This is a genomic window from Streptomyces sp. NPDC001532, from assembly GCF_040298625.1.
Taxonomy (GTDB): domain Bacteria; phylum Actinomycetota; class Actinomycetes; order Streptomycetales; family Streptomycetaceae; genus Streptomyces.
This window is the reverse complement of record NZ_JBEPAL010000003.1, coordinates 79,944-99,317: the sequence shown is the minus strand read 5'-3', so window position 1 is coordinate 99,317 and position 19,374 is coordinate 79,944. Positions and strand designations below refer to the sequence as shown.

At 70.9% G+C, this 19,374-nt stretch carries 23 protein-coding genes and 1 pseudogene; 17 read left to right on the top strand and 7 right to left on the bottom strand.

From position 1 onward, the window contains the following. The first annotated feature begins 66 nt into the window (after positions 1–66). The 3 genes from ABT232_RS04820 to ABT232_RS04810 all read left to right on the top strand — a co-directional run bounded on the left by ABT232_RS04820 (position 67) and on the right by ABT232_RS04810 (position 3,621). Positions 67–1,362: a multidrug effflux MFS transporter gene (locus tag ABT232_RS04820; protein ID WP_351835907.1), complete on the top strand. Its 1,296-nt coding sequence runs from the start codon at positions 67–69 to the stop codon at positions 1,360–1,362. Further along, positions 1,314–2,489, top strand: a complete 1,176-nt coding sequence (locus ABT232_RS04815; protein ID WP_351835906.1) for a serine hydrolase domain-containing protein — start codon at positions 1,314–1,316, stop codon at positions 2,487–2,489. Before ABT232_RS04820 ends, ABT232_RS04815 begins: the two co-directional genes overlap by 49 nt. A gap of 154 nt (positions 2,490–2,643) precedes the next feature. Continuing rightward, entirely contained in the window at positions 2,644–3,621 is a 978-nt protein-coding gene (locus ABT232_RS04810) for a small ribosomal subunit Rsm22 family protein (protein ID WP_351836301.1), read from the top strand. Positions 3,622–3,643: 22 nt separating this feature from the next. On the opposite strand, the gene ABT232_RS04805 is transcribed toward ABT232_RS04810, so the two are convergent. Next, complete coding sequence (locus ABT232_RS04805) at positions 3,644–3,814, bottom strand: DUF6243 family protein (protein WP_351835903.1); 171 nt, start codon at positions 3,812–3,814, stop codon at positions 3,644–3,646. 110 nt (positions 3,815–3,924) lie between these two features. Between ABT232_RS04805 and ABT232_RS04800 the strand changes: the two genes are divergently transcribed. Next, a complete protein-coding gene (locus tag ABT232_RS04800; protein WP_351835901.1) occupies positions 3,925–4,545 on the top strand; it encodes a TetR/AcrR family transcriptional regulator in 621 nt (206 codons plus the stop codon). Between the two features lie 172 nt (positions 4,546–4,717). Continuing rightward, positions 4,718–5,452, top strand: a complete 735-nt coding sequence (locus tag ABT232_RS04795) for a bifunctional DNA primase/polymerase (protein WP_351835898.1) — start codon at positions 4,718–4,720, stop codon at positions 5,450–5,452. A gap of 4 nt (positions 5,453–5,456) precedes the next feature. Here the strand turns inward: ABT232_RS04795 and ABT232_RS04790 are convergent, their stop codons facing one another. Further along, positions 5,457–6,452, bottom strand: a complete 996-nt coding sequence (locus ABT232_RS04790; protein ID WP_351835895.1) for an SCO2278 family lipoprotein — start codon at positions 6,450–6,452, stop codon at positions 5,457–5,459. Then, a pseudogene (locus ABT232_RS38425) lies at positions 6,412–6,549 on the bottom strand (iron transporter); the annotation flags it as partial. The gene ABT232_RS04790 and the pseudogene ABT232_RS38425, both read right to left, overlap by 41 nt. 138 nt (positions 6,550–6,687) lie before the next feature. On the opposite strand from ABT232_RS38425, the gene ABT232_RS04785 reads away from it, so the two are divergent. After that, the gene (locus ABT232_RS04785) at positions 6,688–7,332 is read left to right on the top strand and encodes a PhzF family phenazine biosynthesis protein (protein ID WP_351835892.1); all 645 of its coding nucleotides are present in this window, start codon (positions 6,688–6,690) and stop codon (positions 7,330–7,332) included. A gap of 28 nt (positions 7,333–7,360) precedes the next feature. Here ABT232_RS04785 and ABT232_RS04780 read toward each other — a convergent pair whose 3' ends face one another. Next, positions 7,361–8,008, bottom strand: a complete 648-nt coding sequence (locus tag ABT232_RS04780; RefSeq protein WP_351835889.1) for a biliverdin-producing heme oxygenase — start codon at positions 8,006–8,008, stop codon at positions 7,361–7,363. A 172-nt stretch (positions 8,009–8,180) separates the two neighbouring features. Continuing rightward, positions 8,181–9,038: a type I methionyl aminopeptidase gene (map, locus tag ABT232_RS04775; RefSeq protein ID WP_351835887.1), complete on the bottom strand. Its 858-nt coding sequence runs from the start codon at positions 9,036–9,038 to the stop codon at positions 8,181–8,183. Between the two features lie 58 nt (positions 9,039–9,096). On the opposite strand from map, the gene ABT232_RS04770 reads away from it, so the two are divergent. After that, entirely contained in the window at positions 9,097–9,330 is a 234-nt protein-coding gene (locus ABT232_RS04770; RefSeq protein ID WP_351835884.1) for a hypothetical protein, read from the top strand. On the opposite strand, the gene ABT232_RS04765 is transcribed toward ABT232_RS04770, so the two are convergent. Together ABT232_RS04765 and ABT232_RS04760 are read right to left on the bottom strand one after the other, a co-directional pair. After that, positions 9,331–10,632: an MFS transporter gene (locus tag ABT232_RS04765; protein WP_351835882.1), complete on the bottom strand. Its 1,302-nt coding sequence runs from the start codon at positions 10,630–10,632 to the stop codon at positions 9,331–9,333. 66 nt (positions 10,633–10,698) lie between these two features. Next, the gene (locus ABT232_RS04760; protein WP_351835879.1) at positions 10,699–11,301 is read right to left on the bottom strand and encodes a hypothetical protein; all 603 of its coding nucleotides are present in this window, start codon (positions 11,299–11,301) and stop codon (positions 10,699–10,701) included. 141 nt (positions 11,302–11,442) lie between these two features. Between ABT232_RS04760 and npdG the strand changes: the two genes are divergently transcribed. The 10 genes from npdG to ABT232_RS04710 all read left to right on the top strand — a co-directional run bounded on the left by npdG (position 11,443) and on the right by ABT232_RS04710 (position 19,372). Then, positions 11,443–12,156, top strand: coding sequence for an NADPH-dependent F420 reductase (gene npdG, locus ABT232_RS04755; protein WP_351835876.1), 714 nt, complete (start codon positions 11,443–11,445; stop codon positions 12,154–12,156). A 62-nt stretch (positions 12,157–12,218) separates the two neighbouring features. Continuing rightward, positions 12,219–12,386, top strand: coding sequence for a hypothetical protein (locus ABT232_RS04750; RefSeq protein WP_351835873.1), 168 nt, complete (start codon positions 12,219–12,221; stop codon positions 12,384–12,386). Between the two features lie 107 nt (positions 12,387–12,493). Further along, positions 12,494–14,164 carry a recombinase family protein gene (locus ABT232_RS04745; protein ID WP_351835870.1) on the top strand — a complete coding sequence of 557 codons (1,671 nt, stop codon included), beginning with the start codon at positions 12,494–12,496 and terminating at the stop codon, positions 14,162–14,164. Positions 14,165–14,558: 394 nt separating this feature from the next. Next, positions 14,559–15,116: a hypothetical protein gene (locus ABT232_RS04740; protein ID WP_351835867.1), complete on the top strand. Its 558-nt coding sequence runs from the start codon at positions 14,559–14,561 to the stop codon at positions 15,114–15,116. A 417-nt stretch (positions 15,117–15,533) separates the two neighbouring features. Continuing rightward, positions 15,534–16,124 (top strand): hypothetical protein, encoded by a 591-nt coding sequence (locus ABT232_RS04735; RefSeq protein ID WP_351835864.1) that lies wholly within the window; start codon positions 15,534–15,536, stop codon positions 16,122–16,124. 580 nt (positions 16,125–16,704) lie between these two features. Further along, the gene (locus tag ABT232_RS04730) at positions 16,705–17,661 is read left to right on the top strand and encodes a hypothetical protein (protein WP_351835862.1); all 957 of its coding nucleotides are present in this window, start codon (positions 16,705–16,707) and stop codon (positions 17,659–17,661) included. Between the two features lie 8 nt (positions 17,662–17,669). Further along, positions 17,670–18,050, top strand: coding sequence for a hypothetical protein (locus ABT232_RS04725; protein ID WP_351835859.1), 381 nt, complete (start codon positions 17,670–17,672; stop codon positions 18,048–18,050). A gap of 6 nt (positions 18,051–18,056) precedes the next feature. Further along, on the top strand, positions 18,057–18,302 hold the full coding sequence (locus tag ABT232_RS04720; RefSeq protein WP_351835857.1) for a hypothetical protein: 246 nt from the start codon (positions 18,057–18,059) through the stop codon (positions 18,300–18,302). A gap of 75 nt (positions 18,303–18,377) precedes the next feature. Continuing rightward, entirely contained in the window at positions 18,378–19,034 is a 657-nt protein-coding gene (locus ABT232_RS38420; protein ID WP_450871581.1) for a phage terminase small subunit, read from the top strand. 50 nt (positions 19,035–19,084) lie between these two features. After that, on the top strand, positions 19,085–19,372 hold the full coding sequence (locus ABT232_RS04710; protein ID WP_351835851.1) for a hypothetical protein: 288 nt from the start codon (positions 19,085–19,087) through the stop codon (positions 19,370–19,372). The last annotated feature ends 2 nt before the right edge of the window (positions 19,373–19,374 follow it).

Here is a 19,374-nt window from a genome sequence, read left to right as displayed (position 1 = left end):
GTGACACCAGGCACTCTGTTCGAGCTGAGAGCATAGGGAGCCGACCGCGGACAAAGGGAGGGGCACATGCCCGAAGGCGGGGCATCCATACCGGAACTGTCACAGGCGGCCGCGCCGAGGACGCGGCCGCCCCGGCGTGCGGAGCGTCGAACCGGACTGCTGGTGACCCTGGTCCTCGGCGGTCTCACCGCGACACCGCCGCTGGCGATGGACATGTACCTCCCCGCGCTGCCGGAGGTCACCCGCTCCCTGCACGCCCCCGCCGCCACCGTGCAGCTCACCCTCACCGCCTGTCTGGCCGGCATGGCGCTCGGACAGCTGGTGGTCGGCCCGATGAGCGACCGCTGGGGCCGGCGCCGCCCGCTGCTCGCCGGCCTCGCCGTGTACGTCGTCGCCACCGCGCTGTGCGCCCTCGCGCCCACCGTCGAGTCGCTGGTCGCCTTCCGGCTGGCGCAGGGCCTCGCCGGCGCCGCCGGGATCGTCATCGCCCGCGCCGTCGTCCGCGACCTCTACGACGGCGTGGAGATGGCCCGCTTCTTCTCCACCCTCATGCTGATCTCCGGAGTCGCCCCGATCGTCGCCCCGCTGATCGGCGGACAGGTCCTGCGGATCACCGACTGGCGGGGCGTGTTCGTGGTGCTCACCGTCGTCGGGGCGCTGCTCGCCGCGGTGGTGTGGGCGCGGCTGCCGGAGACGCTGCCGGCCGCCGAACGGCACTCCGGCGGCGTCGGCGAGGCGCTGCGCTCGATGCGCGCACTCCTGGCCGACCCGCCGTTCACCGGCTACCTGCTCACCGGCGGCTTCGTCTTCGCCGCGCTCTTCGCCTACATCTCCGCCTCGCCCTTCGTCGTCCAGGAGATCTACGGCGCCTCCCCGCAGACCTTCAGCCTGCTGTTCGGCCTGAACTCCATCGGGCTGGTCATCGCCGGGCAGATCAACGGCAAGGTGCTGATCGGGCGGGTCCGGCTGGACCGGGTGATCGCCGTCGGCCTGGTGATCATCGTGCTCGCCGCGACCGCGCTGCTGCTGATGACCCTCGGCGTCCTCGGCGAGGTGGGGCTGGCGCCGGTGGCCGCCGCGCTGTTCGTGCTGATGTCCGCGATGGGCATCACCCTGCCCAACGCCCAGTCCCTCGCGCTCCAGCGCACCCGGCAGTCGGCGGGCTCCGCCTCCGCCCTGCTCGGCACCTCCTCCTTCCTCATCGGCGCGATCGCCTCCCCGCTGGTCGGCGTCGCCGGGGAGGACACCGCCGTTCCGATGGCCGTCGTCCAGCTGGTGGCGACGCTGGTGGCGGCCGTCTGCTTCATGGGAATGTGCCGCCCCTGGAAGACTCGGGCGATCGCGGAGGGAGCGGAACGCTGAGCGCACCCAGACTGCGCGGCGGCACACCGGAACGGGCCGGACTCGACCCCGGCGAACTCGGCCGGCTCGTCCGCGAGGTCCGCGACCTCACCACCGGCGAGCGCCCCTGGGCGGCCGGCGCGGTGGTGGTCGCCGGGCGCGGGCCGGTGCTCGCGGTGGCGGAGGCGGCCGGCTGGGCCGTGCGGTACGCGGCCTACGACCCGCAGCGCGACACCGGAGTGGAGCTGCCCGAGGCGGCCCGTGTGCCGATGACCGTCGACACGCCGTTCGACCTGGCCTCGCTGACCAAGCTGTTCACCTCGGTCGCCGCGGTCCAGCAGATCGAGCGCGGCACCCTCGGCATCGACGCGCGGGTCGGCGCGTACCTGCCGGAGTTCCGGGCGGCGGCCCGGCACGGCATCACCGTGCGCCAGCTGCTCACCCACACCTCCGGACTGCGCCCCGAACTACCGCTGTACGACTGCGCCCACGACGCCGAACGGCTGGCCCTGCTGCGCGCCGAGCCGCCGACCGGTGAGCCCGGCGTGTACCGCTACTCGGACCTGAACATGCTGCTGCTCCAGCACGTCCTGGAGCGCGTCACCGGGCGCGCGCTGGACGCCCTGGTCCGCGACGGCATCACCCGCCCGCTGGGCATGACCGCCACGCACTTCGGGCCCTGCCCCGGCGCGGCGGCCACCGAGGACCAGCGGCGGCCGTGGGCCAAGGCGGACCGGGGGATGCTGCGAGGCGTCGTGCACGACGAGAACGCCTGGGCGCTGGGCGGGGTCGCGGGGCACGCCGGCCTCTTCTCCACCGGGCGGGACCTGGCGGTCTTCTGCCGGGCGCTGCTCGCGGGCGGCGCGTACGGGCCGGCCCGCATCCTGGGGCCGGACTTCGTCGAGCTGCTGCTGTCCCCGCCCGGGCTGGGCTTCGCGCTGGACCAGCAGTGGTTCATGGGCGCCCTGGCGGGCCGCGGCGCGGCCGGCCACACCGGCTTCACCGGCACGTCTCTGGTCCTGGACCCGGCGACGGACACCTTCCTCGTCCTGCTCGCCAACACCGTCCACCCCAGACGCCACCCGCCGGACAGCCGCCCGCGCGCGCTGGCGGCGTCCCGGGTGGCCCGGGCGGTGCGGGGGGCGTGAGGGGGTTCGGCGGGGTGTCCTCGGGACCTGAGAGAATCGCAAGGTGAACGCCCCCGCTCCGACCCCCGCCTCCACGCCGGCCGCCACGCCCGCCGCCACCGCCGGGTCCGCCACCGCCGGGTCCGCCTCGGCCGGGTCCGCCTCGGCCGAGACCCTGCGGGCCGCTCTCGCCGGGCTGCTCGACGGGCTGCCGCCGAAGCAGGCCGCGCAGGCCGTGGAGCGCTTGATCGCCAACTACCGCGGGGCCACGCCGACGGACGCGCCGATCCTGCGGGACCGGGCGGACGTGGTGGCGTACGCGGCGTACCGGATGCCGGCCACCTTCGAGGCGGTGCGGTCGGCGCTCGGGGCGTTCGCGGACGCGGTGCCTGGCTGGGTGCCGGAGAGCCACATCGACGTCGGCGGCGGGACCGGGGCCGCCACCTGGGCCGTCGGCGCGACCTGGCCGGGCGTGCGGCCGGTCACCGTGCTGGACTGGGCGGAGCCGGCGCTCGCGCTCGGCCGGGAGATCGCCGCAGCCCAGCCGGCCCTGCGGGACGTGCGCTGGCAGCGCTCTCGGATCGGAGCGGCGCTCACACTGGAGAGCACCGATCTCGTCACTGTCTCCTACGTCCTCAACGAGCTGTCCGAGCCCGACCGCGCCGCCCTCGTCGACGCCGCCGCGGCGGCCGCCCGGGCGGTGGTGATCGTCGAGGCCGGCACCCCCGACGGCTACGCCCGGATGCTCGCCGCCCGCGACCGCCTGGTCGCCGCCGGCTTCCACATCGCCGCGCCCTGCCCGCACAGCGCCGCCTGCCCCATCGCCCCGGGCACCGACTGGTGCCACTTCTCGGCCCGGGTCAGCCGGTCCTCCCTGCACCGCCAGGTCAAGGGCGGCTCGCTCGCCTACGAGGACGAGAAGTTCAGCTACGTCGCCGCCGCCCGCTTCCCGGTCGCCCCGGCACCGGCCCGTGTCGTCCGCCGCCCGCAGATCCGCAAGGGCCAGGTGCTGCTCGACCTGTGCGAGGCCGAGGAGCGGCTGCGCCGGACGACGGTGACCAAGCGCCACGGCGACGACTACCGGGCCGCCCGCGACGCCGACTGGGGCGACGCCTGGCCGCCGGCGCGGGACGACGCCGACGGCCCGGCCTAGGCCTGTCAGACAGGCCCTCAGGTCACTTCCGTTCTTCCTGGAGCCTGCGCAGCAGCTCCCGCTTCTGCGCCTGGGGGTCCTGGCCGGCGCCGCCGATCCGGCCGCCCCTGCCACCGCCGCGCAGCGCCTTGCGGCTGAGGTTCCGCCGCGTGCCGCCGACGCCCAGCATGCTTCCTGCTCCGCCTCGGGTCATGGGTGTGCCTCCTCGTCGCGCCATACTGAAACGAGACGTATCGTCTCGCAATATTGCTCTCCAAGAGTGTGGCGAGACGCACCGTCTTGTCAACCTGATAGATTCGGACCATGTCCCCGAAGACCGCCCCCGACTCCACCCGTCGCAGCGAGAAGTCCCGCCGCGCGATCTACGACGCCGCGCTCGCCCTCGTCGGCGAGGTCGGCTACCCCAGGACCACCATCGAGGGCATCGCCGCCCGCGCCGGCGTCGGCAAGCAGACGATCTACCGCTGGTGGTCCTCGAAGGCCGACGTCCTGCTGGAGGCCTTCCTCGACCTCGCCGACCAGGCCGCCGAACAGGCCGGTCAGCCCGAGGGCGAGTACGCCATCCCCGACACCGGCGACCTCGCCGCCGACCTCAAGGGCGTACTGCGCGCCACCGTCGACGAACTGCTCGACCCGCGCTTCGAGGTCCCCTCCCGCGCCCTCGCCGCCGAGGGTGTGGTCAACGAGGAGATGGGCCGGGTCTTCGTCACCAAACTGCTCGAACCCTCGCTCCAGCTGTACGTCGACCGGCTGCGCGCCGCCCAGGACTCCGGCGACGTCCGCCCCGAGGTCGACCCGCGCATCGCCCTCGAACTGTTCGTCTCCCCGCTGGCCCAGCGCTGGCTCCAGCGCACCGGCCCGATCTCCTACGACTACACGGACACCCTCGTCGACTACGCCCTGTACGGCCTCGCCCCCCGCTGAGCGCCCGGCCCGCCGCCGCCCCGAATCCCGGCGAAGCGCCCGATGTGTCCCGGTCCAGGTGTGGAGTGCGTCTCGTCCCACCTACCCCGGTTGGGTACTTGGGCCCCCCGGAGCGCAGGATGGTGGGACGATAGGGCATGCTGTCCGCACGACAGGCGAGGCGAGGGGATAGATGAGCGCGGAGTTCGGCGGCCGGACCGGCCTGCGGGGCAAACTCTCCCAGTGGCTGCGCGGAGGCGGCACCAAGGACGCCGCCGACGACGACAGCCGGGAGCCCCTGCTGCTCGCCGCCGCCGCCGCGGGGCTGCCGCTGGCGCCCGCCGCGCACCCGGCGCCCGGTTATCGATGTTCCTGCGACCGCGTCGGCTGTCCGACGCCCGCCCGGCACCCGGTGTCCTTCGCCTGGCAGACGCAGTCCACCACGGACCGCGCCCAGATCGAGCGCTGGGCCCGCCACCAGCCGCAGGCCAACTTCATCACCGCGACCGGCATGGTGCACGACGTCCTCGACGTGCCCCTGGAGGCCGGTCGTGTGGCGTTGCGGGAACTGCTCGCCGCACAGGTCGAGGTCGGACCGGTCGCCGAGAGCGACGACGGCCGCATGCTGTTCTTCACCCTCACCCGCGGCACCCCCGAGGACGAGGACGAGTGGTGGCCGTGCGAGCTGGACTGCCATCCCGAGACCATGGACGAGCATCCCGGCCTGCGCTGGCACTGCCGCGGCTCGTACGTCCTCGTACCGCCCGCGCGGCTGCCCGGTGACGGCCGGAGCGTGCGCTGGGTGCGGGGCCTGGAGCACCCGCTGCCCGACCCGCTGACGCTGCTGGAGCACCTCACCGACGCCTGCGCCCGCTACGCCGGCGAGGAGCCGGGCCACACGGGCGCGGCCTGGCCCCTCCGGCGCTGAGGCGCTATTCGCCCTTCGCCGACGTCAGTCCCTGGATCCGCCCGAGCACGGACACCTCGCCGGAGCCCTTCTTCGGGTCCAGCGCCACCTCGTTGGAGACGAACTCCATCGTCAGCGACTGCTTGATCTCGCCCGTGGTGAGCGCCAGCACGTCCTTGTTCGGCACCGGCACGGAGGTGCCCGCGTGCGCGGTCTGCTTCTCGAAGTGGCGGGTGGTGAAGAACACCAGCGCCCCGCCGTCCTTGGTGCGCAGCCCGACCGGCGCGTAGGCGCCCGAGGTCATCGGCTCGTCGATGTACTGGGTGGCCAGGCCCGGCCTGCTCTCGTTCTTCTTGCGCAGCGCCCGCCACTGGCTGGTGTGGGTGCCGGCCGCGAAGGCGTCGCCGCCGTCCTTGAGATAGCCGGTGTACGTCTCGCTCAAGTCGCCCGGTGAGACGGCCAGTTCGGGAGAGTTCGCGGGGACGGCCTCGGCCCAGCCGTCCTTGTCCGTCTTGAACTCCGGTACGTCGGCCGGGGCGACCAGTGTCAGATAGGACACCTGCCACGCTTCGTCGAGGGAGTCGCGGGTGAACACCAGCAGCCAGCGGGCCTGACCGCCCTTGTTCGCCTGTGCGTCGGCGAGGAACCAGCGCGGCCAGCCGGCCTTCTTGGGGATGGTGTACTCGGCGTCGGAGAACTCCAGCGGGCTGTGATTCGGGTTGCCGCCGGGGTTGTTGGCCCGGCCCGCCTTCAGCCGGGCACCGTCGATGTCGGCGAGCGGTCCGGTGACGTGGTCGGCGTCGAGCGTGCTGTCGTAGTCCTTGTCGGCCTTGTTGTACGCGGTCGTGAACTCCTGAAGCGCCTCGGCGGCCTCGGCGCGCGTGGTCGCGGGCAGCACCTCACGCTCTCCGTGCACCACCACGCATCCGCTCGCCGTCAACGACAAAACCGTCAACGAGGCCGCTATGAGAGCGTTCCGGTCACGCCTGCGAAGGCCGCACCGGCTGTGATCCCTGATCATCGGGCTCCTTCACCTTCCCCTTCCCGGAGGCGAACCCTACCGGGGCGGGACACCCGCCGAACGCCGGGACCGCGCACAGCGGCCACACCGTGACCCTCGCCGGCGCCGACGCCCGCCGTCGCCCCATTCCGGCGACACCTTGACGGGCCGTCACAGCGACGAGAACCGCCCTCGCGTCCCGGCCGTACGACGGGCGCCGTGCGGAGCTGTGGCCTGCGGGTGTTTCAATGCCCCGGTGACTGACTACGACGTGCTGCGCGTGTTCTGCGCGGCGAACGGCGGATACGGCAACGAACTCGGTGTCGTCCGCGACGGATCGGTGCTGCCCGAGGAGAGCGAACGGCAGGCGTTCGCGGCGAAACTCGGCTTCAGCGAGACGGTCTTCGTCGACGACCCCGAGCGCGGCGTCGTCGACATCTACACGCCCACCCTGCGCCTGCCCTTCGCCGGCCACCCGTGCGTCGGCACCGCCTGGCTGCTGGACCTGCCGGAACTGGTCACGCCGGCCGGGGTGGTGGGCGCCCGGCAGGACGGGGAGTTCAGCTGGATCGAGGCGCGGCCGGAGTGGGCGCCGCCGCGCACGCTGCGCCAGTACGCGACGGCCGCCGAGGTCGACGCGCTGCCGGTGCCGCCACCGGGTGAGTGGATCTACGCCTGGGCCTGGGAGGACGAGCCCGCCGGCCGCGTCCGAGCCCGCGGCTTCCCCGGCCGCGACGACGGCATCGACGAGGACGAGGCGACCGGCGCGGCGGCCCTGCTGCTCACCGACCGGCTGGGCCGCGCCCTGAACATCACCCAGGGCGCGGGCTCCCAGATCCTGACCGCGCCGCAGCCCGGGGGCTGGGTGGAGATCGGCGGCCGCGTCCTCCTGGAGCGCTAGGCGCCCAGGCGCCCAAGCACTCAGGCGCTCAGGCGCTCAGCGGGAACTCCTCGCCGAGGGCCCGGAAGACGGCCGTGTTCAGCGTGAACGCCCGCTTGCACTCCGCCACGATCCGCTGCCGCTCCAGCTCGTCGGCGTTCACCGCGTCCAGCCGTTCCCGGTAGCCCCGCTTGAACCCCGCCGGGTTGGAGATCTCCTCGAAGACGTAGAACCGGACGCCGTCGCCCTTCTTCTGGAAGCCCCAGGTCCGCTCCGCCTTGTCGCGGATGATCTGGCCGCCGGAGAGATCGCCCAGGTACCGCGTGTAGTGGTGGGCGATGTAGCCGGCCGGCCACCGCTCGGCGCACTCCCGCACCCGGTCCGCGTACGCCCGGGTCGCGGGCAGCGCGCTCAGGGTGTCCCGCCAGCCGGGGCCCCGCAGATGCTCCAGGTCCCGCTCCAGGGCGGCCAGCCGGAACAGTTCCGGCCGGATGAACGGGCCCGCCACCGGATCCGACGCCAGCCGCCCGGCCCCGGTCTCCAGCGCCTCGTAGACGAACCACAGCTGCTCGGTGTAGCGCGCGTACGCGTCGACGCCGAGCCGGCCGCCGAGCAGATCGCTCATGAACGTCGAGGTCTCCGCCTCCACGTGCTGCTCGTGGGAGGCGGTGCGCAGGAGAGTCGAGAACGAGTCCATGATCCGGATTCTCTTGGTTAGGCTTACCTAAGTCAATGCCTTGCCGACATGCTGTCGGTAAATCCCTACCCCTCATCCGCACCGCCCGCACCTCGAACCGCACAGCGAAAGAGCCCGCCCTCCGAAGAGAGCGGGCTCCAGGCGTGCGCGGCGGCCGAGGCGGCGGCCACGGCTACGGCAGGGTCAGGATCTCCGCCCCGGTCTCCGTCACCACCAGCGTGTGCTCGAACTGCGCCGTCCGCTTGCGGTCCTTGGTGACCACGGTCCAGCCGTCGTCCCACATGTCGTACTCGTGCGTCCCGAGCGTCAGCATCGGCTCGATCGTGAACGTCATCCCCGGCTGCATCACCGTCGTCGCGTGCGGGCTGTCGTAGTGCGGGACGATCAGGCCGGAATGGAACGCCGAGCTGATGCCGTGCCCGGTGAAGTCCCGCACCACGCCGTAGCCGAACCGCTTGGCGTACGACTCGATGACCCGGCCGATCACATTGATCTGCCGGCCCGGCCGGACCGCCTTGATCGCCCGGTTCAGCGCCTCACGCGTCCGCTCCACCAGCAGCCGGCTCTCCTCGTCCACGTCACCCACGAGATAGGTGGCGTTGTTGTCGCCGTGCACCCCGCCGATGTACGCGGTGACGTCGAGGTTGACGATGTCGCCGTCCCGCAGGACCGTCGAGTCCGGAATGCCGTGACAGATCACCTCGTTGACCGAGCTGCACAGCGACTTCGGAAAGCCCCGGTAGCCGAGCGTCGAGGGATAGGCGCCGTGGTCGCACATGTACTCGTGCGCCACCTTGTCCAGTTCATCGGTGGTGACACCCGGAGCGATGATCTTCGCGGCCTCCTCCATCGCCTGCGCGGCGATACGGCCGGCGATCCGCATCGCCTCGACGGTCTCCGGCGTCTGCACCTCCGGCCCGGTGTACGGCGTCGGCGCGGGCTTGCCGACGTACTCGGGGCGACGGATGTTTCCGGGCACGGAACGGGTGGGAGACAGCTCCCCTGGGACGAGCAGCGACTGGCCAGACATGTCAGCGAGTCTAACCAGCGGGCATACGACACCATGTCCCTGGCGAAAGGAGCCGGTCATGGCCCTGTTCAAGAAGCGCACGGTCGGAAAACCGGGCGAGTGGTACTACTGCCTCGAGCACAAGAAGGTCGAGGAGGGGCCCGACTGTCCCGGCAAGGACCGCTTCGGGCCGTACACGACCCGCGCGGAGGCCGAACACGCGATGCAGACCGCCCGCGACCGCAACCTCCAGTGGGAGAACGACCCGCGCTGGCACGACGCACCCGCGCCGGGCAGCTCCGACGAGGGCTGATCAGGCCGCCGGCGCGGGGTCCGCGGCTGCGCGCCGCTCGCGCAGCCGCACCGCGTGCTCGTCGGTCCGCACGTCGTAGGTCATCAGCCGCGGCAGGCACAGCGCCAGCAGCGCCACCCCGGCCGCGCACAGCAGACCGCCCGACCAGACCGACGTCCGCACCCCCCACCACGCGGCGAACGCGCCGGAGCGGACCTGGCCGAGCTGCGGGCCCACCGAGTACGACAGCAGTTCGATCCCGGCGAGCCGGCCGCGCAGCTCGTCGGGGATCGTCTGGTTCCACATGGCGCTCCGGAAGACGCCGCTGACCATGTCGAACCCGCCGGCGAGAGCCAGGCACAGCAGCACCAGCCACACGTTCCCGGCGACCCCCGCCGCGCCGATCGACAGACCCCACAGCAGCGCCGCGACCACCACCATCCGCCCGTGCCGGTGCACCCGCGAGGTCCAGCCGCTGGTCAGGCTCACCACCAGGGCACCGGCGGGCAGGGCGGCGTACATCAGGCCCAGCGACCACTCGGCGTCCAGCTCGTCGGCGAGGAACGGCAGGACCGCGAGCGGCATCGCCAGGAACATCGCCGACAGGTCGACGGCGTACGTGCCCAGCAGCTCCTTGCGGCTCCAGGCGTACCGGGCGCCCTCCACGACGGCCTTCAGCGACGGCTCGGCCGCCTCGTGCGAGGCGGGGGACCGCCGCAGCCGCAGCACCAGGGCCACCGATACGACGAAGGTGACCAGGTCCACGGCGTACGCCCAGCCCATCCCCGCGAACGCCACCACCACACCCGCCAGCGCCGGACCCGCGATCCCGCCGACCTGCCAGCGCAGCGCGTTCAGCGCGGCGGCGGCCGGCAGCTGCTCGTGCGCGACGATGCGCGGGATCAGCGAGTCCAGGGCGGGCCGCTGGACCGAGGCCAGCGCCGAGGCGAGCGCGGCGACCACGTACAGCGGCCAGACCGCGGGGCTCGGCAGCAGCGCGTTCACCAGCAGCACCGCGCACAGCAGGCCCTGCCCCGCCTCCGACCAGACGATCAGCTTCCGCTTGTCCCAGGCATCGGCCAGCGCACCGCCGTACAGCCCGCACACCACCAGCGGCACCACCTCCACCGCGCCGATCGCGCCGACCGCCGCCGCGGACCCGGTCAGTTCCTTGATCTGCACCGGCAGCGCGACAAAGGTCAGGAAGCTGCCGAAGTTCGTGATCAGGCCCGACAGCCACAGCCGCCGGAAGTCCGCGGAGGCGCGCCAGGGCGCGAGATCGGGCAGCAGGGCGCGGAGACCGGAGGGGGCGTCGTCGTTCACGACGGGCCATGCTCGGTCCGCGGCAGCGACACGGGCAACCCGTTTTCCCGGCGGTACCGGACCCGCCTACCAGCGCGCCGGCGGCGGCGCCGTCAGCCGGTCCGCCAGCCGCGAGAGCCGGTCGCGCAGCCGGCGGGGGCCCCGCGCGGACGGCAGCGCGTTCTCCCCGGCCGCCGCGCCGACCAGGTGCTGCACGGTGTCCAGGTCCAGTTCGGAGCCCTCGGGCACGGTCAGCGCCTCGTGCGCCATCGCGGTCAGATCGTCCTCGCCGGGGGAGAGCGCGAGCACCGTGACACCGGCCCGGCGGGCGTCGTGCACCCGCTCCAGAAGCGGCGCGTCCGCCTCCGCCGGTGACACCACGAGCAGCGTCTCACCGCGCCGGGCCGCCTCGATACGGCCGGGACCGACCGCCAGATGCGCCGGATCCGTCGGACGCGCGTCATACCGCACGAGCGTCGGCACCAGCTCCGGCGTGCCCGACCACGCCGCCTCGTCCACCAGATGCGCGGCCAGATGCCACGGCTCGTACGCGGGCGTCCCCACCAGCAGCAGCCCGCCGCCGTGCGCCACCACCGACCCGCGCAGCGCACCCGCGAACCGCCGCGTGGCCGGCAACCACTCGGTCCCGGCCAGCACTTCCCGCAGCAGCGCGACCCGTACGGCGTCCATGCGACCGCATCCTGCCGCAACCCGCCGTGTCCGGCCCGCAGTTCGCCGCGGATTCGCCCGACCCGGGCAATGCCGCCCGAGCGTCCGTGACGCGGCTCACCTCGTCCCGTGCCGCGCCACGCGCGGACGTAGAGTCGGCCCATGACCTCTACCGACAGTGCACAGACCCCCGCGAAGGCCCCCGCCAAGGACCCCTGGGACCTGCCCGACGTCTCCGGGCTCGTCGTCGGCGTGCTCGGCGGGACCGGTCCGCAGGGCAAGGGCCTCGCGTACCGGCTCGCCAAGGCCGGCCAGAAGGTGATCATCGGTTCGCGCGCCGCCGACCGGGCGCGGGCCGCCGCCGAGGAACTGGGTCACGGCATCGAGGGCGCCGACAACGCCGAGTGCGCCCGCCGCAGCGACATCGTGATCGTCGCCGTGCCGTGGGACGGCCACGCCAAGACCCTCGAATCGCTGCGCGAGGAGCTGGCCGGGAAGCTGGTCGTCGACTGCGTCAACCCGCTCGGCTTCGACAAGCAGGGCGCCTACGCGCTCAAGCCGGAGGAAGGCAGCGCCGCCGAGCAGGCCGCCGCCCTGCTGCCGGACTCCCGGGTCACCGCCGCCTTCCACCACCTGTCCGCCGTCCTCCTCCAGGACCCGGAGATCGACGAGATCGACACCGACGTCATGGTGCTCGGCGAGGCGCGCGCCGACGTGGAGACCGTCCAGGCCCTGGCCAGCCGGATCCCCGGGATGCGCGGCATCTTCGCCGGGCGGCTGCGCAACGCCCACCAGGTGGAGTCACTGGTCGCCAACCTGATCTCGGTGAACCGCCGCTACAAGGCGCACGCCGGGCTCCGCGTCACGGACGTATGAGCCCATGGGGGACACTGGTGGGCAGCAAGCCCAGCAGTGTCCCCTGACAGGAGCCGACCGACATGCCCCGTCTCGCCCTCTACGCCCTCGTCGTCTGCGTCCTCGCGACCGCCGCGGCCGTGGTCTCCTTCGTCCAGGGCAGCTGGCTGGGGATCGTGTGGGTGCTGATGGCCGGACTGTCGTCCAACATGTGCTGGTACTACCTCAAGCGCCACCGCGTCACCGACTGACCGAGCAGAGCTCGTTCCCGCCGCGCCAGAAGCGGTACAGGTCGTAGCCGCAGTGCACACACGACCATGTACTCTGCGCTACCATGGCGCCCCCTAAGGGGGGCACCATGGCAAAGACGCTGCGCGGCCTGCGCGCTATCCGCCTGTCTGTACTGACCGACTCGACCACCAGCGTTGAACGTCAGCGGGAGGCCGGTAACCGATCCGCCGCCGCGCTGGACATCGACTTCGGCGAAGGCGACAACCTCCGTGAGGCCGTCGACCTCGACATTTCCGCGCTGAAGTTCAGCCCGTTCGACCGACCACAGCTTGGCTCCTGGCTTGCGCGTCCCGACGAATACGACGCCATTGTGTGGTGGCGATTTGATCGCGCCATCGCATCCATGTCGGACATGCATGACCTCGCCAAGTGGGCCAAAGACCATCGAAAGATGCTCGTCTTTGACGAGGGTGTAGGGAACGCCGGCCGACTCATCTTCGACTTCCGCAACCCCATGGATCCCATGGCGGAATTGATGATGATGCTCTTTGCCTTCGCCGCTCAGGTGGAGCGACTGAGCACCAAAGAGCGCGTCACGGGAGCGCACGCAGCGCTGCGCAATATGCGCTACAGGTGGAAAGGCGGGCGACCTCCGTTCGGCTATGAGCCCCGGCGCCTGGAGGGCGGAGGATGGACTCTCAAGCCTGATCCCGACGCTGTCAAGGTGATTCAGCGAATCATCCGAGACCTGAAGGGGGACGACGCCACAGGGAAACGGGGGAAGTCGCCGACGGCCATTGCTGTGGCGCTGGCGGCCGAAGGCGTGCCTACTCCGGTCAAATATTGGATGGAGAAGCGGGACAGGCTGCGGGCTACTGAGACCGCCGAGAGTGGGGAGCTGGAAGTCGTCGACGAGTCGTCCGACGTCGACGAGAGCGACACTCGCCGAAAATCCTTCGAGGGCCGCGGGTGGGTTGGAACCGTCATTAAGGACATGCTCACCAGCCACGCCATGCTTGGGTGGAAGACCTACAAGGGCAGTGTGGTCCGGGATCCCAAGACAGGCGAGCCCATCCCATTCACTGACGAGCCCATCCTGACGCGCACAGAGTTCGACTACCTCCGCGACCTGTTCGCCTCCCGCTCACGTCAGCCGGTCGAGCGGAAGGACACCAACGCGCCGTTGCTCGGTGTCCTCCGGTGCGACGCATGTGGAGGAAAGATGTACCTCCAGCGACGCCAGAGCGCACAGAACTACGTCTGCCAGGCGTTCAGCCCCGGGAACCTCTGTGAGGCCCCTTCGTCGATCAAGCAGGCTTGGGCAGAGGAGTACGTGGAGCGCGAGTTCCTGCGGCATCTTGGGGGCCTTCGCGTCCTGGAGCACATTACGATTCCCGGCTACGACCCGGGCCCGGAGATCGAAGAGACGGAAGCAGAGTTCAAAGCTCACCTGGCGGAGCGAGGCAAGCAGAAGTCCCGAGCAGCCATTGCGGCATGGCAGGAGCGTCACGACGCGCTGGACGCCCGCCTACAGGAGCTGGAGGCACGCCCGAAGACGGAGGCGCGGACCATCGTCAAGGAAGGCGCCGCCACCTACGCGCAGATGTGGGACGCCGGCGACGACCTGGAGCGCCGAGCGATGCTTCTGGACTGTGGCGTCGTTGTCCGCGTCAAGCGCGGTACCCGCGGAGGATGGCGACGACTGGACGAGTCGCGTGTCTCCTTCGAGGTGACAGCCGAGTTCTTCGGGGATGCTGCGCTGGAGTTGGCGGCCCTCGCTGACGACCTGGCCGGCTGAAAAAGAACAGAGCAAGAGCCCCGGCGGTTGTTCTCCGGGGCTCTCGTCATGTCTGTGGGGGCTCGCTCCACGGCCCCTTCGCCGGCCGCTCTGGCGGCTCTGCGCCTGGCCGACGGAGATACCAGAGGATCGCCTCCCGCACGACCGCTGAGCGGTCTGTCTGAGCTTCCTTGGTGGCCTCGTCGAAGGCGTCCCATGTCTCGTCGTCAATACCGCGGATGCCGCGCAGCTTGTGTTTGTGAGCGTTGGCCATAACGGCAGTCTGCCAGGGTGGTTGACCACCTGTCGACCCTGTGCCACTATCGAGGCGGTTAACCACCCCCGACAAGCTAAGCGGGGGCTCGCACGGACTTGGCGGAACGACGAGCCCCCCTCTCCCTGAAGGAGTAGGCCCATGTTCGCACGCATCGACTCCACGAACCTCACCCCCGCTCAGCTCGACGGTATCGCCTGCATCGTCTGCAACGAAGAAGACGGCGCCATGGTCCCCGTCGGTACCGTCGACGGCTGCCAGGTCTTCGCTCACCGGGCGTGCATCAGCGAGACCTCCCGCACCGTCCTCGTCGTCGGCAACACCACCACCTCCGACGCTCTTGCCGACGCCTTCGCCTTCGCCTGTGACGTCGCCGACCGCCTCCGCTTCCCGACCGTCGTCGCCACCCACCGCGACTACAACCCGGGGGACTATGAAGCGGTGGTGCTCGCCGACGGCTGGGCGACGTCGTTCGCGTCGGCAGCGCTGGCTGCGGAGGCCCTGCACACCGATGTCTGTGTCCTCTGGGCGCACGAGGTCGATGAGTACCCGATCAACACGGTGTGCTCGCACTGCTGGACGGGCGATCCGGAGGCCGCTCCCGTCCGTACCGACGAGGGGTGGACCACGTCGATCTGCCCGCCCTGCGCCGACGCCTCCCGCCGGCTGGCGCTCCCCGGAGCCCTCGTCGCCGCCTGAGGCCTCAGCGCCCGACGGACAGCCCGCCCCGAGACTGCTCGGGAGCGGGCTTCGTCGCGTCTCGGGTGCCTCGTCGACGTCCTCCGCGCCGCCCCGGTGGCAAACCTGGCCGGACTGAGGTCAAACCGTCAGGCGGTGCGTCCGTCGCGTACACCCCCGTTGACCTGCGGTTTCTCGTCATACTTCTATCTTTCTCGGTCAGACTAGACAAAATAAGGGTGTTTTCCAGGTTCTCCTTAACGTGTTATAGGGCCTCTTGGAAATGCCCTTTGGTTTGGCACTTTGGCGCGGAGTTTGGACGACGAGGCCGCACCGAGGGAGTGTGACGGACATCACCCCCACATCTGCCGACGATTCCCCCATTACGTACGTGTAAGGGCGCACGACCGTGTGCCCTGTCGACGTCTAGGGGCAGACATGCATGATGACAACGGCTCGCCCATCCGCCGACGCTCCCGTCTGACGGGCGAGGCGGAGGAGCTTCGATATCTGGCGTTGGAGCTGGAGACCGACCACGACGCCTTCGTGTCCCGAGGGCGCGCACCGTGGCGGGGGCTGAGCGGGCAGGACCCGCTCGACGACGTCTCCGACGAGGAGTTCGGGGAACGTCAGTGGGAGGACTGGCACGATGGCATGTACGACGAGGACGACCGGGAGCGCCCGCATCGACATCGGTCGTCGGGCCGGGACGTGGACATTGTGCCTCCGGTGGTCGGGGAGGTGACCGTTCGCGTCGACCCGGAGATAGCGCGGCGTTTCGCGGAGCGCCAGGCGCAGGCGGAGCCCCGGGCGACGTGGGAGGTCGAGGGCGGCACGGTCACCGTCGTGGGCGACTTCAAGGTCTTCCGCGGTACCTGCGAGCACTGCGGAGAGCCCTACGAACTCCGCCGACCGGCAAGCCAGCGTCGTAAATGGCGTGTCACGTGCGGCGACGGGTGCGCGAGGGCGCTGGACCGAGCGAAGGCCCGGGAGCGCATGCGCAAGCGACGAGGCACCGACGCCGCCTGACGTTCGAAATACACGAGGGAAGGGGAGGGGAACTGCCCCTCTCCTCCCCTCTCTCCGCGGAGCCTCCGGACCCGGAACACCAGCCGTTGAAGGCTCGCGCACCGCGTGACGTCGCCCTCTCCTCCGACGCCACGCCTAGACCCCTACTGCCTGCGTCCCCTCGGGGAGCGTGTCGAGCGCCGGTTCCCCCTTCGTGGCCGTGCCGCTCCACGCCGCTACTCCGCGGGCGGTAGGGGTCTTTCCATGCCCAGATTTCGAGCTATAGAGCGAACACCACGGACGGAGAGACCATGCGCGTTCTTGACGTGCCGGCCCCCGGCTCACGGCCGTGCCGGACATGCGGGGAGACATTCCCCGTCACCTTGGATTACTGGCCGTTCGACGCCGCTGGACGAGGCGGGACACGCCCTCACTGCTTGGCTTGCTACAGGGCAAAGCGGCGTGAGGCCTACGCACGCAACCCCGAGCCAGCGCGACGACGTATGCGAGAGCGGTACGCCGCCCGCGCGGCTCACTACCGACAGGCCCTTGCCCCTCGCGGGCAGGGGCCTGAGTTGTTTCCCGACACGAAGGACTGATCATGAACCCTGACCTTGCGGCAGCGCTCGCTACAGTGCCTGAAATCGCGCGTACGGAGCGGCTGCTCGACGAGGCGAAGCAGCGTCTTCGCGAACACCCGCAGGGCGCCGTGCCCGACGTCGCCCGCAATGAAGTCATCGACGCTGCCGTGACGGCGTTCCAGGCTGACGGATCCTGGCCGTCGGACATCGGCCGGCGAGCGTCGAAGGCGCACACAACCGCCCTGGAGTGGGAGGCCGAACGACTGGCCCGGCAGCGCGCGAAGGAGTCGACGGAACTCCTCGCCTACGACACCCGCCAGGCGCTCGCCTCTGACGCACTGGAACACCTCAGGACGAGGCTGGACGAGGTGCTGAGCGACGCCAGGAAGGCCGCGGAGGTGCTTGGCGACGTCCGGTCGGCAGACGACGCTATCAAGGCCGGAGGTGCCGTCGTAGAGGCGTGGGGACGCCTTCAGGGGCTCGTCGACGACCTTACGAACATCCGCGCAGCGCAGTGGTCGCTCCTCACTCCTGCGCCCCGTCCCCGGTCCATCGCAGGCGACCACGACGACGAGCAACGCCGGAACCTGCGTCAGTGGAAGCGGGAGGGTTACGGAGAGGTTCAGGGCATCCGTCCCGCTGACGCCCCCGCCTTCGCCCTCGATGCCATGCGGACGCAGCGCTATACGGAGGCCTACCTCCTGTGGCTGGCAGCGACGGGGAAGGCCTATGTGCCGACGTCGTACGGCGACCTGGAGGCGGATGTCGCGGCGTCGAAGGAGCCTGTCGCCTACGACGACCACGGGCCGGTGATTGACCTCTCCCCGCGCGTCCTCCCGCTGCGTAAGCCACGGCCCGCGCATACCTACACGCACTCCAGTACGCCCCACCTGGACCACTCGCAACCGAAGCCGGCGAAGCCTGAAGCCAACGCCGCCCACTCCGACCGCGAGCCCTCGACCACCGACTACTTCTAGGAGCGCCCATGAGCGAGCCCACCACTGAGCAGCAGCTCACCGAAGCCCGAACCGAACTCGCGCGCCTGCGCGCTGGACTCGCCGCCGGCCTGACGCCAGAGCAGAGCGCCCGACTTCACGGCAACACTGACGAGGAGCTGACGGCCGACGCGCAGGCGTTTGCCGCGGAGCTGGGGCTCGCCGGCCCGCCTGCTCCTCCAGCGCCCCGTTCCGGTGGCCCCCGCGGAACCGACGTCGGAGCCGGCGCCGGGACTCTGGCGGCCGGCGCGGAGGCGTACCGGCGCAGACACGGCCTGGACGAGGACGGACGACGCCCCGAGCGACGCCCGACGCCGCTTGATGGCGGCAACCCCTTCCGAGAGCGCACCTACGAAATGAACGGACGGTAAGAGCCCATGACCACGACATACCTCTTCGACGAGTACACCTCCGCGATTCGAGACCACGCCATGACTCTGAACGGTCAGGCGGTCGTGGTGGAACTCGTTAGCGGCAAGACGATCACGGGAACCCTGGCGTACGCCTCGACGCCTACGGGGTACATGGGTGCGGAGGTCTGGCCGACGCTGCTTACCGTCACGGTCGCCGCGAAGGTGCACAAGATCCGCATCGATCATGTGTCGTCCCTGGGCCAGGGCTAACCCTCCCGGCGCGACGCCCACCAACGCCGAAGAGCCGCCCAGCAGCGACGGACACGGAGCCACATAGCGTTGGCGATGTGCTGCCCGAAGCCAGTCAGAACGCCAGCAGCAAGGGCAGTGAAGAGGAATGTACCCACCGAGAATCCTTCGCGGACTGAAGCGGTGGGGCAGAAAACCCGGGGACCCCACCACAAGCGAATGCGGTTGCGGCTCGCTGCCTGCGAGCGTCCACGTGGGGTCCCGCGTGGTCGGGCTGTAGGTGGGGACGCACTCACCCACCCGTATGCGTCGAGTGTAGCGGGCGCCTGCCGCCAACACCCCATCAAAGGAGGAACCATGCCGCACCGCGGAAGACCCGGGCCCGCACCGAACCCCAGCGCACGCAACTCCCGGCACCGGGGCGACGAGAGGCCCGTTACCTATCTCCCGCCTGACGGATGCCAGGACGATCCGCCCCCGCTCCCGCCGGGACGCGCGTGGTCGGAGGCGGAGGAGCAACACTGGCGTGAGCTATGGCAGTCACCGCAAGCAGAGGTGTGGGAGGACTCAGCGTTCCCCGCTGTCGCCGCTCTCGTCGTCGCCACGTCGACGATCCTCGGCGGAGGACGGCCGAGCGCTCAGCTCATCGGTGAGGCGCGAGCACTGATGTCGGATCTAGGTCTGACGCCCGCGTCGATGGAGCGCATGCGCTGGGTGATCGGTGAGCAGCCCAACACCACACGGGCGGCGTGATGGGCCGACGTCAGCAGCGCGCACAACGCTTGCGCGACGAGGCGCGTGGCGTGAACACACGCACGGGCGAGGTGCGTGCCTATCCGTGTCCGCCCCGCCTACTGGCGCCGGCCGTGGTGGAGGAGTGGCTGACGCCCGTGGAGCTGGACGCCCTGAGCGACACGGAGGCACTGATCAGGGCGCGTCGACGCTGGGTCGACGCACGCGACGGCTACGCGCTGTCTCTCGACGACAGCACACACCATCTGCGTGCTCGTGTCGCGCAGCTCTGCGGCCCGACGAGCCGGCCCGTGTGGCGTGACGAGCTGGGCGCGCCGTGGCACACGCGGCAACCGTGACA

Coding starts and splice junctions, on each gene's coding strand:
- ABT232_RS04820 (WP_351835907.1), top strand. CDS start 67: ATGCCCGAAGGCGGGGCATCCATACCGGAACTGTCACAGGCGGCCGCG.
- ABT232_RS04805 (WP_351835903.1), bottom strand. CDS start 3,814: ATGACCCGAGGCGGAGCAGGAAGCATGCTGGGCGTCGGCGGCACGCGG.
- ABT232_RS04800 (WP_351835901.1), top strand. CDS start 3,925: ATGTCCCCGAAGACCGCCCCCGACTCCACCCGTCGCAGCGAGAAGTCC.
- ABT232_RS04795 (WP_351835898.1), top strand. CDS start 4,718: ATGAGCGCGGAGTTCGGCGGCCGGACCGGCCTGCGGGGCAAACTCTCC.
- ABT232_RS04790 (WP_351835895.1), bottom strand. CDS start 6,452: ATGATCAGGGATCACAGCCGGTGCGGCCTTCGCAGGCGTGACCGGAAC.
- ABT232_RS04780 (WP_351835889.1), bottom strand. CDS start 8,008: ATGGACTCGTTCTCGACTCTCCTGCGCACCGCCTCCCACGAGCAGCAC.
- map (WP_351835887.1), bottom strand. CDS start 9,038: ATGTCTGGCCAGTCGCTGCTCGTCCCAGGGGAGCTGTCTCCCACCCGT.
- ABT232_RS04770 (WP_351835884.1), top strand. CDS start 9,097: ATGGCCCTGTTCAAGAAGCGCACGGTCGGAAAACCGGGCGAGTGGTAC.
- ABT232_RS04760 (WP_351835879.1), bottom strand. CDS start 11,301: ATGGACGCCGTACGGGTCGCGCTGCTGCGGGAAGTGCTGGCCGGGACC.
- npdG (WP_351835876.1), top strand. CDS start 11,443: ATGACCTCTACCGACAGTGCACAGACCCCCGCGAAGGCCCCCGCCAAG.
- ABT232_RS04750 (WP_351835873.1), top strand. CDS start 12,219: ATGCCCCGTCTCGCCCTCTACGCCCTCGTCGTCTGCGTCCTCGCGACC.
- ABT232_RS04745 (WP_351835870.1), top strand. CDS start 12,494: ATGGCAAAGACGCTGCGCGGCCTGCGCGCTATCCGCCTGTCTGTACTG.
- ABT232_RS04740 (WP_351835867.1), top strand. CDS start 14,559: ATGTTCGCACGCATCGACTCCACGAACCTCACCCCCGCTCAGCTCGAC.
- ABT232_RS04735 (WP_351835864.1), top strand. CDS start 15,534: ATGCATGATGACAACGGCTCGCCCATCCGCCGACGCTCCCGTCTGACG.
- ABT232_RS04730 (WP_351835862.1), top strand. CDS start 16,705: ATGAACCCTGACCTTGCGGCAGCGCTCGCTACAGTGCCTGAAATCGCG.
- ABT232_RS04725 (WP_351835859.1), top strand. CDS start 17,670: ATGAGCGAGCCCACCACTGAGCAGCAGCTCACCGAAGCCCGAACCGAA.
- ABT232_RS04720 (WP_351835857.1), top strand. CDS start 18,057: ATGACCACGACATACCTCTTCGACGAGTACACCTCCGCGATTCGAGAC.
- ABT232_RS38420 (WP_450871581.1), top strand. CDS start 18,378: ATGTGCTGCCCGAAGCCAGTCAGAACGCCAGCAGCAAGGGCAGTGAAG.